Origin of the sequence: Rhodopirellula sp. JB055 (assembly GCF_043100905.1) — a bacterium.
GTDB lineage: Bacteria > Planctomycetota > Planctomycetia > Pirellulales > Pirellulaceae > Rhodopirellula.
The window spans coordinates 1-14,490 of record NZ_JBICHO010000161.1 but is presented as its reverse complement, the minus strand read 5'-3'; the positions used below and the strand labels follow the sequence as shown (position 1 = coordinate 14,490).

Below are 14,490 nucleotides of genomic sequence, written 5' to 3'. Positions count from 1 at the left end.
GAATATCATCAGGCATGGTGTCAGTGTCGGTATTGAAAGAGTGAATGATAATTTTTTTCTTTCCCTCAAAGCGGTGGGTAAATTAACTGGCGACACCAACAACTCAGGCCACTCGGGCGACCCCATGCGTCTCCGCGACTTGGCGTCTCTGCGTCAAAAACGTATCGACACTCGACGCCACTCGAATTCATCCCCCGCGGTACACTTGCCACATCCAAATCCTTGCGAATCCGGCTACCGAATGCTATGACGCTACCGCCTCTCGAAACGGTTCGTAGCCCCACCCGGCAGTAGGCCAGGTTCCACCTGGCGATGGCGACCGGACGGCACCCATCGAACTTGCGTTACAAACGCCGGACGACTCGCTTTGTTCCAAAGCATCGGCCCGGCTGCCAGGTACAACCTGGCCTACGAATCTAAAACACGACGCACCAGAGTTCCACCACAACACGACGCACCAGCGTCCATCACAACCCGACGCGTCAGCGAGGGACACACCTCAATTCCGAGCGTGCCATCAACGCAGGCCACTCGCTACACTTGCCACATCCGAATTCTTGGCGAATCCGGCTACCGAGTGCCATGACGCTACCGTTTCTCGAAACGGTTCGTAGCCCAAGCCGGCAGTAGGCCAGGTTCCACCTGGCGATGGCGACCGGACGGCACCCATCGAACTTGCGTTACAAACGTCGGACGCCTCGCTTTGTTCCAAAGCATCGGCAAGGATGCCAGGTACAACCTGGCCTACGAATCTAAAACACAACGCGTCCGTTTCCCATCACAACACGACGCACCAGCGCCCCATCAAAACCCGACGCGTCAGCGAGGGGCCACCCCTCGATCCTGGCGACACCATCAACGCAGGTCACTCGCACTGCTCGGGCGACCCCATGCGTCTCCGCGACTTGGCGTCTCTGCGTCAAAAACGCATCGACACTCGACGCAGCTCGAATTCATCCCCCGCGATACACGTGCCACATCCGAATTCTTGGCGATTCCGTCTACCGGGTGCTACGACGCTACCGTCTCTCGAAACGGTTCATAGCCCCACCCGGCGAGCTTGGCGTTTTTGAAGGACTCAAATTCGCCCGCTTCGATGGCGTCGCGAGTCTCCTGCATCAACCGGCCGTAGTACATCAGGTTGTGATGCGACAACAAAATCGGACCAAGCATTTCGCCCGCAACAAACAAATGACGCAAATAACCGCGACTGTGCCGACATGCGAGACACGGGCAATCTTCCATCAATGGCCGCGTGTCCAGCTTGTGGACTGCGTTGCGTAGCTTCAGCGGCCCTTCATCGGTGAACGCCAAAGCGTTCCTGCCGTTGCGAGTTGGCATCACGCAATCGAACAGATCGATTCCGCGCGCGATGTTTTCCAGCAGGTCACGCGGTGTGCCCACGCCCATCAGGTACCGAGGCTTATCACCCGGCAAATGCGGGGTCGTGAATCCGGTGGTCGTGTACATGTCCTCGGGAGGTTCCCCCACCGACAACCCTCCCACCGCATAACCCTCAAAGGGCATGGCAGCGAGCTCCGAAGCGCACTGCTGCCGCAGTGTCCGGTCCAAACCGCCCTGGACGATTGCGAAAAGAGCCTGGTCCTCTCGGTCCGCGGCGTCGCGACAACGAGCCGCCCAACGGATCGACCGCGCCAGCGCGTCTTCGACTTGCGTCACCGGCGCGGGCAGCGCGATGACGTGATCCAAGACCATCGCAACGTCGCTGCCAAGTGCCTGCTGGATCTCGATCGAGTGCTCTGGGGTCAGCTCGATCTTGGCGCCGTCGATGTGCGATCGGAACGTCGCCGCATGTTCGGTGACTTGATTGATCGCCCCGAGTGAGAAGACCTGAAAGCCACCCGAGTCGGTCAAGATCGGGCCATCCCACCCACACATTTTGTGCAAGCCACCGAGGGCGGCCACGGTTTCGTGACCGGGACGCAGACGCAGGTGGTACGTGTTACCCAGGATCATGTCCGCGCCGGTAGCGGCGACTTGATCAATCGTCAGGCCTTTGACCGTTCCAAGCGTGCCGACCGGCATGAAGCCGGGCGTGCGAACGGGTCCTCGCGGCGTATGAAAAACACCACGCCGGGCACCTCCATCGGTGCCAATCAATTCATAGCGAAACAAGCGGGTCAGTCGCCCCGCATTTTCAATCCGAGGTCAGCCAACTTCTCTCGGACTTCGTTCAAGCTGGTCACACCAAAGTTCTTGCACTCCAGCATGTCGTCACCCGACTTACGAATCAGCTCACCGATGGAGTTGATTTGCAAACGAGTCATGCACTTGCGAGCACGAACCGAGAGATTGAGGTCTGAAATCGGACGCTCCAACAAAGCTTGCTCGTCGGGCGACATGTGCGATGTGTCGACAGGCGGGTCGTTAGATTTCTTTTCGCCAGCGAACAGGCCGAGCGACAAACCCTTTTGCGACAGCATTTCGCGAATTTCGACCAAGCTGGTTTCGCCGAAGTTCTTGCTCGAAAGCAATTCTTGTTCGCTGTGGCGGGTCAGGTCACCAATCGTTTCGATGCCCATCTTTTGCAAGCAGTTGCGGCTTCGAACACTGAGTTCGAAGTTCGCCACGGGCATGTTCAACGTTTGAGCCAAACGGTCGTTGCGACGTTGTGCTTCTTCGTCGTACAGCATGTTGCCGGTCGCCGAAGCGTCCTTCATGTACAACTGCGTACGTGGGTGATCGGGGTGGCAATCCAGGATTCGCTTGTAGCACAACTGGGCCTTGTCGTATTGCCCGTTGTCTTCGTACATCACGCCCAAGTTAATCAGGGCACCGATGCCGGTTGGGAACGCCTTGGCGGCTCGTTCGTACAATCGCAGGGCTTCGTCGTCGTTGCCAAGACGGTCGTTTTCGAGAGCCAAACCGAACAACGCACCGGCGTGATTTTCGTCGGTCGAAACCGCACGCTGGTAGAGGTTGATGGCCTCTTCCATGCGACCACCGATTTGAGCAGCGGTTGCCGCACGTTGGTACATGTAGTCCGCGGTTTGCTCCGCGGGGCCGAAGATGTCGTCCAAGATCGCCATCGCCTCTTCGATCTTGCCTTGGTAACGCTTGGCTTCTGCGATGCCGATTTTGCACTGGTCTTCGTTGTAGCCAGACGTCTTGGCTTGTTCGTAGCCTTCGATCGCACCGTCGAAGTTCGACAGTTCGAACTGGCAGCGAGCGTTGTAGAACAGTGCCATCGCACTGCCGTCGGCTGCAGAAAGCGTTTGCGAGGCGTCTTTGAATCGGCCCAGCAAGAACTGACAAACGCCCATCTTGGTTTTGCCGGCTGGAGTCAGGGCATCGTCCTGCTCCATTTCGTTGACCGCGTCGCGCAATTCACCGAAGTGTCCGTAGTTTTCGGTGATCGCCTGCCGAATCTCGGCGACGTCGCTGGGGCCGAACGAGTTGCTCGCCAGAACCATTTGCTTCAGGTCGAGAACTTCGAGTTCGACTTCGCTCATCTTCGTTTTGTCCGGGGCTAACTTCGGCTCGCTCGCACAGCGATCCGAAAGGAGGGAAAAGAGTCAGGTGGCGCTAAGGGCTCCACAGCATTGTGCTCTGCAGAACCCCTGTATTTCGACTGTTTGTCTTTGTGGAGGAATTGGCACCGAAATCGGATGCCCAAAAACCCTCCACAACGTGCGACAAAAAAATTTTGTCGATCAAAGCCAGCGGCCGGATTTGAACCGGCAACCCTCGCATTACGAATGCGATGCTCTGCCAATTGAAGCTACGCTGGCAACTTTTCCAGAGAATACGTGTCTTTGGGCTAAAACGTCAAGGGCCGTCGGGACGGGGGTGAAGCCCCCGAGCGCCCCCGGAAGCGATCCCAATGCATAAAAAATTCCACAATTTTTTACGGGCTGGCAGAAAAAACTTTCAGAATTTAAAAAAAGTTTTCCACAATTTCCCGTCAGATGTCCGTCATCCACGCCCATCCACCAGAAAATGAGACGCGCCAAGGCTTGTTGCATCCCAACCCGAAGCGTGCCTACCGCACGCCAATCCCAACCCGACGCGTTAGCGAGGGACCGCGTGCCATCGCAAGGAAGGCTGGGGGTCCCTCGCTCACGCATCGGGTTGGGAAACCGAGTCAAACACCATGCCGACATCAATGACGATCAAATCGCTCGCCGGTCCCCAAACGGGTCTCGGCAAGGTGATAGAATCAACGGTCATTAGAATGACGACACTTTTGCGTCGCGAAACTCGGTGACCGATGGCCGGCGGACGGCACCGAAACCTAAGGACGCAAAACGATTGTCGCCGCATCCCTGACAAGAGGATGCCGGTGGCGGTCGCGAGAACCAGTCGGCACGAGCCAATGGAGTCGTTCGCGAATATCAAACGGAAGGTCTATTCAAAGATGAATGTCACACAAACACTGCCCCAAAACGCAGACCAAAGATCGTTTGCGGCGACGGTAAAAGCGCTCACCACGAAAACACGTGATCGACAACCACCATCGCATCCCGAGATCTCGGCTCCTTGTGATTCGCCGACCCACGATTCACTGAACCAGTTTTCATCGTACCTTCGATCGGACGCCGCGAAAGACACGACGACTTACTTGCACCGAGCCAACACGCACCACGACGGCGAATGAATCCGCCCGCATCGAAACTGGCGATTCGCCAACGACTGTGCCGTCGTCTGATGGGCATGGAAACCGAATTTGCGACCTTCGTCGATCCACGAGACGGAGCCTTGCAATCGGATGTTTCGGCTCGTGAAGTTTACGTTGCCTTGCGTGATGCAATCTGTCGCCACATGCCTGCGGTCGAAGGTCTGGACGGTGGCGATCGTCGATTCTTAGCCAATGGCTCCGCACTGAACCTGGAAACACACTTGGCTCTTCGCGATGGCCCCGGTGGGCTGGTCGAGATGGCCACACCGGAGGTTTACCGGCCCAGCGATTTGGTGGCGTGCCAACGCGCAATCGACGCGATCATGCGAGACGCGTCGCATGAAGCGAGTTGGTCCGTCAACCAAAACGTCGGTCGACTTCGCGTCCTGAAAAACAGTTGCGACGCGGCGGGCCACTTGTATGGTTGCCAAGAGAACTACGAAACCGATGTGGCGACCGGCCCCTGGTTGCTGATGTATCGCATCGCGATCTGTTTCGTGTGGGCACTGCAGATTGCTTGCGTCCTGATGTCGTTCCCGATTGTGCTGATGATTGTCGCAGCGTCGTTCGTCCAGCAATTGGGCCAGCGATTGCGTTCAATGATCCGTCGCCGCGGGCACCGACACGATCCGTTGCGAGACGCAGTCACAGCAGATAAAGAACCCAGCCACGAGAAACTGTCCGAGACCGATGAATCAGAAGAGAGTTTCATTGCGCTGCCCAAATGGTTTCAGTGGTGTTCGATCGCCTCGTTACGCGTGTTGCATCTTCCGTTGGTCGTGGCGCTGCGTGTCGTCGGGTCGCACTTTGCTTTTCGATCGCAACGTCGCTATCTGACCGGATTGTTGGTGTCGCGCGTCGCGATCATGGGGACAGGGCATCTCGACCACGACGGTTGCTTTTTCTTGTCGGGCAAAGCGATGGGCGTGGACCGTGCCGCCGACATGGGTGGCTTCAACGGGGAACGTCCCATTTATGTTTACGGTCACTGGCTGAGCAAGTTGTGCGGACGGTCATGGCGTTCGATCGCGGAAACTCGCCAGCTCTTCAAGCGTCGCCAACGTTTGCAGATTGGTTTATCAGATTCCAACCTCAGCGATCTGGCGCAGTGGGCCAAGGTCGGCAGTGTGGCTTTGGTGCTGGACATGATCGAGGCCAAGCAAACGAAAGACTTGCCTCGTTTGCGGCATCCGATCAAAGCCCTGCATGCTTTCAATCGCGATTGGAATTTGCGGTGTCGGGTTCCGACCAGCCACGGCGAACTGACATCACTGGAGATGCAAACGAAGTACTACCGCGCCGCCGAGAATTTTGTGCGGAACCAAAGACAATGTTCCAACCGCGAATCGGAATGGGAAGAAGCCGAGCGAGCCCTTCGGCACTGGGCCGAATCGATTCGCTTGGTGCGTCAGTTCCGCAAAGACAGCAAGCAAACCGCCCAAGGATTGGGCCGCATCGATTGGTTGGGAAAACGATGGATGCTGGACCAGGCGACCGGCGATGCCCCCGGCGAACCGGCGACCTGGATCACTCGCAAGAAAATCGACCTGCGATACCACGAGTTGTCCGAAGACGGGTACTTCGCCCGCTTCATCGCGGACCATCAAGAGCATGAATTGGTTGCCGGTGTCGACATTGAAATGCGGCGCCGCAACGCCCCCGCGGACTCACCCGCGGCACACCGGGGATGGATGATTCGTGAATTTGCGGGCGAGGTTTCGCTTGCCGGCGGCCCGACCATGCGAACGGATTGGGACCGGGCATTGGTGGACCACGACCGAGCCATTCGGACAGTGGTTTATGGTGATCGAACAGACGGCACCCGGGGGGCGAGCCAACAGCACTGTTCGTGAGCATGCCGATCGACGGAAACGCTGCGATAGGCTGGCCCGTGGATCGTTGGTAGGATAAAGCGGACGGACACACGCACGAATTGAATTGGGAATCGGATGGGTCGTACTGAATCGTTGGATCCGGGACTTCGTGATTTGTTATCACGATTGCGAGACCGGGTGCGGCGCTACATCGTTTGGGATTCGCTGCTGGCGATCGCCGCGTTGGTGCTGGTCGTCTTTTGGGTCGCCCTGGCCGTGGACTATTTGCCCGTTCGAATCGGCGGCAGCGAGATGCCACGATCGGCTCGCGCGGTGGTGCTGTTTGTCGTGGCCGGGCTGATTGTTCTGATCTTGGCCAAGTGGTTGTGGGGCAGACTCAATCGCGAATTGCCGGATGATTCGCTCGCGCTTTTGATCGAACGTCATCACCCAAGTCTGGGCGGACGTTTGGTCACCGCCGTTCAACTGACCCAAGAAAACCGCACGCACGATTCGCACAGCCCCGTGTTGCTGAAACACGTTCACCAAGAAGCGGCCGCGGCGGTGGACCAAGTCGACTTCGGACGCGTGTTCCGCTGGGAACCGATTCGCTGCAAGTTGATGCTGGTCATACCGTTGCTGTTGGCTGCGTTGGTGATGGGCATCGCCAGCCCACAAACTTTCGCTCGCGCGGTCGGGCGATTGTCGTTGCTATCGGATTCGCCTTGGCCTCGCAAAGCCGCCCTCGAAATGATTGGCGTCGAATCGCCGATCATCACCGCGGACGAAACCGAAGAGGTTGGCACCGAATTGCTGACGTTTGAAAACAAAGTCCTGCGTTTGGCGCGGGGCAGCAGCACCACGCTGCGAATCCGCGCCGCAACGGAAGAACTCGGACACATCGTTCCCGAAGTCTGCACCGTGTCGTATGTCGACGATGGCGGCAACCGAGGCCAAAGCAACCTCCGCCGAGTCGGCCGAATCCAGGATGGTTACCAATCCTTCGTGTTGGACGGGCCTCCGCTGGCGACTCTTTCGGAGTCCGTGACGATGACCATTCGCGGGTTGGACGACCGTTTGCTGGACTACCGAATCGAAGCCGTTGATCCGCCCGCGATCGCGGACATGGAATTGGCGATCCGCTACCCGGACTACTTGCGAATCTTCGCTGACGATGGCGGCGCATCCGATATCGCCGACCAAGTCTTGAAGTACCAAGCCGGTTTCCGAATCCGCGAAGGCAGTTCGCTGACACTTCGCGGCACCAGCAGCAAACCGCTCGGCGCGGTGGATGTCGCGACCTCCTCCGACAACGCAATCGCGGAAGAAGATCCCGAGGGAGCAAGCTTGTCACCTCAGGTCACGATCTCGGATGACCGCATGTCGTTTGAATGGTCCGTGACAGATCTACGCGAACCGACGTCGGTCCGATTGGTGCCGCGAGACGAAACCGGTATCTCGGCTCAGGCGTCCTACCGCTACTTCATCGGCGTCGTCCGTGACCAGGTTCCTGAAACGTCAATGACCATGAAAGGCATCGGTTCATCGATCACTCCGATCGCCATGCTTCCGATCCAAGCCACAGCGAAGGATGACTACGGCGTCGAATCGCTCAGCCTCACCATGGCCGTTCGAGCTTCCGAGGAAATCGCGACGGCGAACGCCGGCACTCAACCAGAAGATTCGATAACCGAGCCGCAGCAACACACAATCTCGCCCGAGATGGATCGCGACGGCAACGCGGCGTGGACGTTTGACCTGCGAGACTTGACCGACGACGGCATCGTGACCGGGTTGGCCCCAGGAGCAAGCGTTCAGATTTTCACAACGGCCAAGGACCGATTTGATCTTGGTGAGCCGCATTTGATTCGCGGAGAAGTGGTGCGTTTAGAAGTGGTGACTCCGGAAACCCTGTTGGCCACGCTGGAACGTCGCGAACAGGAATTCCGTTCGCGTTTGGAACAAGCGATCGATGAAACACAACGTCTGCGACAGAGTTTGGCCGCCGTGCAAAATGACGCCCTCGATGTACTGCAGAACGGCGATCAGGAAACGCCATCCGCTGACGACGAGGAAGATTCAGAAAACGCTGACGAAGAAGGCGATGCCGATCAGGAAACGGATGACGAAGAAAACGTCCGCGCCCGCCAACGCGTTCAGTTGCGAATCCGACAGGCCGAACTGCAAGCGACCAAGTCCACCGAAGAGTTGGCAGGGATTGTCGTAGGACTCGAAGACATGTTGCTGGAAATGGTGCAGAACCGAGTCGACTCGGTTGATCGTCGCGAAAGATTGGAAGCAGGCGTTCGTGATCCATTGTCCAAGGTTGTGACGGAACCGTTGCCACGTTTGCAGCGTCAAATCACATCGATGGAGCGTGTTTTGATGGCAGACGATGCCACGGAATCGTCCTCCGAGGAAATGAAAGACGCCGCGACCGCCGCAATTGCAACAACCGACGAAGTCCTTTTGTCGCTCAACGCCGTCTTGGAAAAGATGCTTGACCTTGAAAGTTTCAACGAAATTCTTGATTTGGTCCGAGGCTTGATCAACGATCAGGAAGAATTGATCGAGCAAACCGAAGAAACTCGAAACCAGCAGGTCCAAGATCTGTTCAAGTAAGAATGCCCGGGCAATGCATGACGTCGAGAACGACACAACGCGTCCTCTGCGATCCCATGCATTGCCTCGCAACGCTCCCCGCGGATGGAAAATCCAGTCCCATGAACGACGATTGCATGAACCAAGCTGACTGCCGCCGAGTCGCCCCCAAACTCGGGCGTGTTCGCATTCGGCTCGTTTATCAGTCCGTTTGCTCGCTGGTTTTCGCAGCGACCATCGTTGGCATGTCCGTGCCCGCCAACTGGGGATTTGCTCAGTCGTCCACGGGCGGCGAAGTCAACACGCTTGCCTCGCGTCAATCCAGTGTCGCGACGCGTTACGAACGTCTGGAAGAATTGCTGCTTCGCTTGGCCGACATGGAAGCCAGCGAAAACCCAGAACGGTCCGCCTTGCTCCGACGCGTCGCCAAACAGTCCCGTGAACGATTCGTCTTAGAAAAACTTCGCGGCGCTGGAAAGATGATCGGCGACGGTCAACTGTCCAAAGCCATGGCGGACCAAAAATCCGCGACCGAAGAACTGCAATCGATTTTGAAATTGTTGATGAGCGAAGACCGCAGTTCGCGAATTCGTGACGAGAAAAAACGAATCTCCGAACTCATCAAACAACTACGCCTGACCGAACGCAACGAACGAAGCGTCCGGGCTCGAACCGAGAACGGTGTCGAGATGAGCGAAGTCGAAAAAGAACAAAAGGCAATCGCCGAACGCGCCGAACAGCTTCGCAAAGAACTCGAAGAAGAATCGCCAGAAACAAACAACGGCAAATCCGAAGCCGAGGCCTCCCAATCCGAAGCGTCCGAAAACGAATCGAACGAGCAAGCCCCCAAGGGCGAACCGCAGAACAACAGCGACGAAGCCTCGGGTGAAAAACAAAACGGCGAAAGCCAGTCTGACAACCAAACACCCGGTGAGCCCAAAGAGTCCAGCGACGAACAATCGCCTGGGAAAGAAAGCAACGGCGATCAACCCAGCCAAGGTGGCGAAAAAAAGAAAGACTCGGAACAACAACCCAGTGGCGGTGAAGAACCACAGGATGGGTTCGAGAAAAACGAACAACCTCAAGGCGAACAACCAGAAGGTGAATCGTCCGAAGGTGAAATGGAGCCCTCGGAATCACCCAAGTCCGAATCAGGAGAATCGCAATCCCAAGACGCTCCCAAGCAGTCCGGGCAGCAGCAATCTGGCGAACAACAAACGGGCCAGCAGCAGTCGTCTTAGCAACAGCAGCCACCCCAGCCGCAGTCGCCTCAGCAACAAGCCGAGGAGCAATTGCAGCGTGCGATCGAACGCATGAAAGAGGCCCAGGACAAGCTCGCTCAGAACGAACGACAAGAAGCAACCGAACAACAACGCCAAGCGGAAGAGGAACTTCGCCGCGCCATCGATCGACTGGAAAAAATCCTCCGCCAACTTCGCGAAGAAGAGATGGAGCGTGAACTCGCGAAGCTGGAAGCTCGCTTGCGAAAGATGGCAGCGATGCAGTCCGCGGTCTTGGACGAAACCATTCAGTTGTCCAAAACACCCGAGGTTCAACGCAATCGGGCAACGGATTTGAAAGCCGGCGATCTGGCGTTTGAAGAGCAAAAAATCACCCTGGAAGCCGACCGTGCGATGTTGCTTCTGCGAGAAGAAGGCACAAGTGTCGCGTTCCCGGAAGTCGTCTCCCAATTGCGGGAAGACACCGTGCGAGTCGCAACACGTTTGGGACAAAGCAAGATCGACTTGGTCACTCAAGGGCTGCAAACCGACATCTTGGCGGCGCTGGAGGAAATGATTGCGGCCTTAGCTCAGGCTCAACGTGACCTGGAAAAAAAGAAACAACAGGAACAACAGGGCGACGGTGGGGGGCAACCTCAAGGTTCTGGCGCAGAACCCCTTGTCCAGAAGTTGGCGGAGCTAAAATTGATTCGAACCATGCAAACTCGCATCCAGGGCTCCACGGATCGCTATGCTAGTTTGACAGATGACAAGGCAAATTCCGCGGAAGAAGTCTTGCCGTTGCTCCGCGATTTGTCGCAAAGACAAGATCGGCTCTATCAAATCACCCGCGATTTGGTGACCGAGCGGAACAAATAGGGAACCACGTCCCGAGACCTTGATTGGACCATTGCTGATGAGAATTCGTTTCGCTGCTGCGCTCTGGACACTGGTGCCCGCTTCTTTTTCGGTGTCGCCGGTGATGGCCGATCTGGGGGCATCGACTGAACCCCTCGCCATCTCCACCGCCATCGAATCCTCCTCTCCAGCGAATTCTCTCACCTCCTTCTCCCGCTCCGCTCCCGTCCAGATCATCCCCGAATCCGAAGCAAAACCGCTTGAGGCGAACCAGTCGACCAACAACGGTTTGAAAAGTGGTGCCGATTGGCCACTGCGAGATTCGGATGAGATGGCCAAGCAACTTCGAGCCGCGCTGGATGCACTCGGCGTCGCGCCGGATTTGTTGGATCAAGCGGCCGAGAGCTTTCTGATTGGGGTGCAACGCGACGACATTGAACCGCTCAATGCGTGGGTCGACGCGGCATCCGAACAATTCGATGTGCTGTCGGAACTGATGAACCGACTGAACACCGATTTGTTGATCACCGCTCGAGCGATGGACCCCAGCGGTCCTGATTACGCGCTCGTGGAATCGATGCCCAACGAAATGCGAGCTGCCCTGCGGACTTGGATCGGTCGCGAATTGGTGCGAGCGCGGTACTACGACGAAGCCCTTCCGATCTTTGCCGAAGTCGATCCGATGGTCTGCCCCGATCCAGCCACCCTGCTGTTTTATCGCGGTGCGTGCTACCACGCTCAACTGAAGATCAAAGACGCGCTGTCTGACCTGCGTCAACTGCTGCAACGCAAGGATCAAATCCCCGCTCGTTACGCCCGCACCGCCGAGATGATGGTCGCGGACATCAAACCGCTGAAGAAAGATTCCCTCGACGAAATTTCACGTTTGATGAGCGATGTGACGCGTCGCTTGGATTTGGGGCGGGCGGATGAAGCCACCCAGGAACGCGAGCAAGAGGTCATCGACTAACTGACCAAACTGATCGACAAGATCGAAGAAGAACAACAGAAGCAGCAACAGCAACAACAGCAGCAACAAAACGCCAGTGGGAATGGGGGCCAAAGCGACGGCCAATCGTCACCAATGGATGACAGCCGCATCGCAGGTGCCAACGGGCAAGGCGACGTGGATCGCAAGAACATTGACGATCAAAACGGCTGGGGCAACCTGCCACCAGCGGAGCGTCAAGAATCGCTGCAACAGATCAGCCGCGATCTTCCAACCCACTACCGCGAAGCAATCGAAGCCTACTTCCGAAAATTGGCCACGCAAAAGTGAAGCGGTAGATTGCAAATTGCAAAATCCGGATGGTTGAATCGATGGCCGATCGGACATCGATTACGAGGACGAGCACCGCTTCGCTGAGCACGAGCACGACGCGTCAGCTCATGCAACTTGACAGGCGACGGCCCCATCCGGGGCGACCATTTGTTTTCCTTGATCACTCTCGGGGCTTCCGACCCGAGCTAAGAATGGCGGCCCCATCCGGGGCGAAGATCAACTTGGGTTGCTCTCGAGGCTTTCGTTGCTCCGCGACTGATTGTGTCTGGCCGAGCGATCGGGCAACCGCGGAGCGGTGACATCCGTCAGCCTCGGGTTTTCAACCCGAGGTCGCGTGCGTCCCTCCCCACGCGCGACAAGCCGCGGAGCGGCGACAGGTGCCAGGCGATGAGATGGGGGATCGATTGAAAAAGTGAAATTGTAAATTGCAAAATCCTGATGGTGGAAGCGATGGACGATCGCCCACGGTGAACGAAGGCGAACCGGACCTGATCGAGTTCCGGTCGGACGTCGATTACGAGGACGAGCACCGCTTCGCTGAGCACGAGCACGACGACACCCAAGAGCCGGAACAGCACGAGATGCCAGGCACCTCGCAACCAGCATCCATCCCCCCAACAAATCCCCAATCAGATTTTGATCTTCGGCGGGGCTGGTAACTCTTCGATCGAGCCTTCTTCGCTCGATCCAACCTCTCGGGGTGCTTCTTCCGCTGCCGCGTCATTCGCTCCTTCCGGCGAAGGTGCCAATGTCGGCTCGTTCGTCACCGTTTCTTGCGTTTGCGATTTCTCCGCCTCGGTGGACACGTCTGACTCCGGCAAGATCGATTGCGACTGCGAAAGAACCACGAGAGCATCGCGTGTCTCGGCGAACCCGTCCAATCGGGCGATGCGTCCAAGTTGGCCGCTGGTGGTGACGCCTTGGTAGGCCCGAGCCACCGAATCGATGGTTGCAGCCGCTTCCCCTGTCATGGAGCCGTCCGCGGTCACTTGGTCATTGTCCGTGACTTGTCGCAATGCATCGATCTGCAAGTAATCCCACCAGATGTCGCCGTCTTCGATCGTGTTCAAAGCAGCGGCCAGTCGTTCGACGCCTTCGGCCAACTGTGTCGCGACATCGAATGCAGGCCCGGCAGGCGGCGGGTAAGCCGCGATGACGGGCTCGGATGGTGCGATCGAGTCAGACGGGTAAAGGTACGACGGAGGTGCGGGAACGCTGAGTCGAAACCCCGGAGTGTTGATTTCAATTCCACCTGTCACGGTCGCCCCGTAAAACGAGGGTCCACCATACACTGGTGGAGGCAGGATGACGGCTGGCGACGGGGGGAAGGGCGAAACCGAAATAGCGGGCCCGACGGGGGCGACGCCTCGGTAGCGATACAGCGGATCCCGGTAAGAACCCGGTCGCACTGGTGGCGGGCCAACTGGCACGACGGCCACAGGGGCGGGAAAAAACGGGGGCGGAGCGAGATAGCCGGGCGTCCGGTACGCAGGCCCGTAGAATCCAAAGCCCGCTCCCGGGCCCCCACGGTAGCGGGCGACAACACCTTGAGCATCCGCTGTCGGCGCGGAGACACAAAAAATGAAGGCCGAAGCAACTAAAAATCGCCGCATATCACTGCTCTGTTCTCGTTGAATGGAAAGATCCGTTTGTCTTCATTTTAGTCCACAAAACCATTGACTTGCCGTGCAAAATCAAGTTCTGGGTGAACCCAGCGGTGTGATCTCGGGTATAATTGGCTCCAAACCTTGACGCAGATTGCCTGAACCTCAGCCTTTGACTCGCGGATTGAGTCCTTGAAATGGAGTTCTCGTTAAGGCAAATCGTCCTGGTTCCCACCCCGTTCCCAACCTTCCGCGGATCTCCTGACCCCATCGGGAACCGCTCTACACGTTTTGCTACAGGAAGTCTCTGATGCCACAGCCGAAGCCCACCGATTCCCAAGAAGCCAGTCGCACCATCGATGCGAGTCGTCGTTCGTTCCTCAAGGACTCCGGCCTGATCGCAGGACCCACGCTGGCCGGCAGCACGCTTGCAGGCGTCGCCATTCCAAACGCTCACGCGGCTGGCGACGAT

Annotated in this window: 8 protein-coding genes, 1 tRNA gene and 2 pseudogenes; 7 read left to right on the top strand and 4 right to left on the bottom strand. The window is 57.4% G+C overall.

Annotation, left to right across the window (positions count from 1 at the left end):
- The coding region (locus ACF8AM_RS06635; protein ID WP_392554865.1) for a hypothetical protein at positions 1-250 on the top strand (250 nt) is incomplete at its 5' end.
- Positions 251-332: 82 nt separating this feature from the next.
- Positions 333-614 (top strand): DUF1589 domain-containing protein, encoded by a 282-nt coding sequence (locus tag ACF8AM_RS06630; protein ID WP_392554867.1) that lies wholly within the window; start codon positions 333-335, stop codon positions 612-614.
- Between the two features lie 397 nt (positions 615-1,011).
- Here the strand turns inward: ACF8AM_RS06630 and tgt are convergent, their stop codons facing one another.
- The 3 genes from tgt to ACF8AM_RS06615 all read right to left on the bottom strand — a co-directional run bounded on the left by tgt (position 1,012) and on the right by ACF8AM_RS06615 (position 3,752).
- Positions 1,012-2,145 carry a tRNA guanosine(34) transglycosylase Tgt gene (tgt, locus tag ACF8AM_RS06625; protein ID WP_392554866.1) on the bottom strand — a complete coding sequence of 378 codons (1,134 nt, stop codon included), beginning with the start codon at positions 2,143-2,145 and terminating at the stop codon, positions 1,012-1,014.
- Positions 2,142-3,473, bottom strand: coding sequence for a tetratricopeptide repeat protein (locus tag ACF8AM_RS06620; RefSeq protein ID WP_392554864.1), 1,332 nt, complete (start codon positions 3,471-3,473; stop codon positions 2,142-2,144). Before ACF8AM_RS06620 ends, tgt begins: the two co-directional genes overlap by 4 nt.
- A gap of 205 nt (positions 3,474-3,678) precedes the next feature.
- Positions 3,679-3,752, bottom strand: a tRNA-Thr gene (locus ACF8AM_RS06615).
- 626 nt (positions 3,753-4,378) lie between these two features.
- Between ACF8AM_RS06615 and ACF8AM_RS06610 the strand changes: the two genes are divergently transcribed.
- From ACF8AM_RS06610 to ACF8AM_RS06590, 5 genes and pseudogenes are all read left to right on the top strand, one after another.
- A complete protein-coding gene (locus tag ACF8AM_RS06610; RefSeq protein WP_392554863.1) occupies positions 4,379-4,618 on the top strand; it encodes a hypothetical protein in 240 nt (79 codons plus the stop codon).
- Entirely contained in the window at positions 4,615-6,492 is a 1,878-nt protein-coding gene (locus ACF8AM_RS06605) for a proteasome accessory factor PafA2 family protein (protein WP_392554862.1), read from the top strand. Before ACF8AM_RS06610 ends, ACF8AM_RS06605 begins: the two co-directional genes overlap by 4 nt.
- A 96-nt stretch (positions 6,493-6,588) precedes the next feature.
- Entirely contained in the window at positions 6,589-9,075 is a 2,487-nt protein-coding gene (locus tag ACF8AM_RS06600; RefSeq protein ID WP_392554861.1) for a polyketide synthase, read from the top strand.
- A gap of 101 nt (positions 9,076-9,176) precedes the next feature.
- Positions 9,177-11,153 (top strand): annotated as a pseudogene (locus ACF8AM_RS06595) (hypothetical protein).
- A gap of 19 nt (positions 11,154-11,172) precedes the next feature.
- Positions 11,173-12,411: pseudogene (locus ACF8AM_RS06590) on the top strand (hypothetical protein).
- 632 nt (positions 12,412-13,043) lie between these two features.
- Here the strand turns inward: ACF8AM_RS06590 and ACF8AM_RS06585 are convergent.
- Positions 13,044-14,027, bottom strand: coding sequence for a hypothetical protein (locus tag ACF8AM_RS06585; protein ID WP_392554860.1), 984 nt, complete (start codon positions 14,025-14,027; stop codon positions 13,044-13,046).
- Positions 14,028-14,490: the final 463 nt, after the last annotated feature.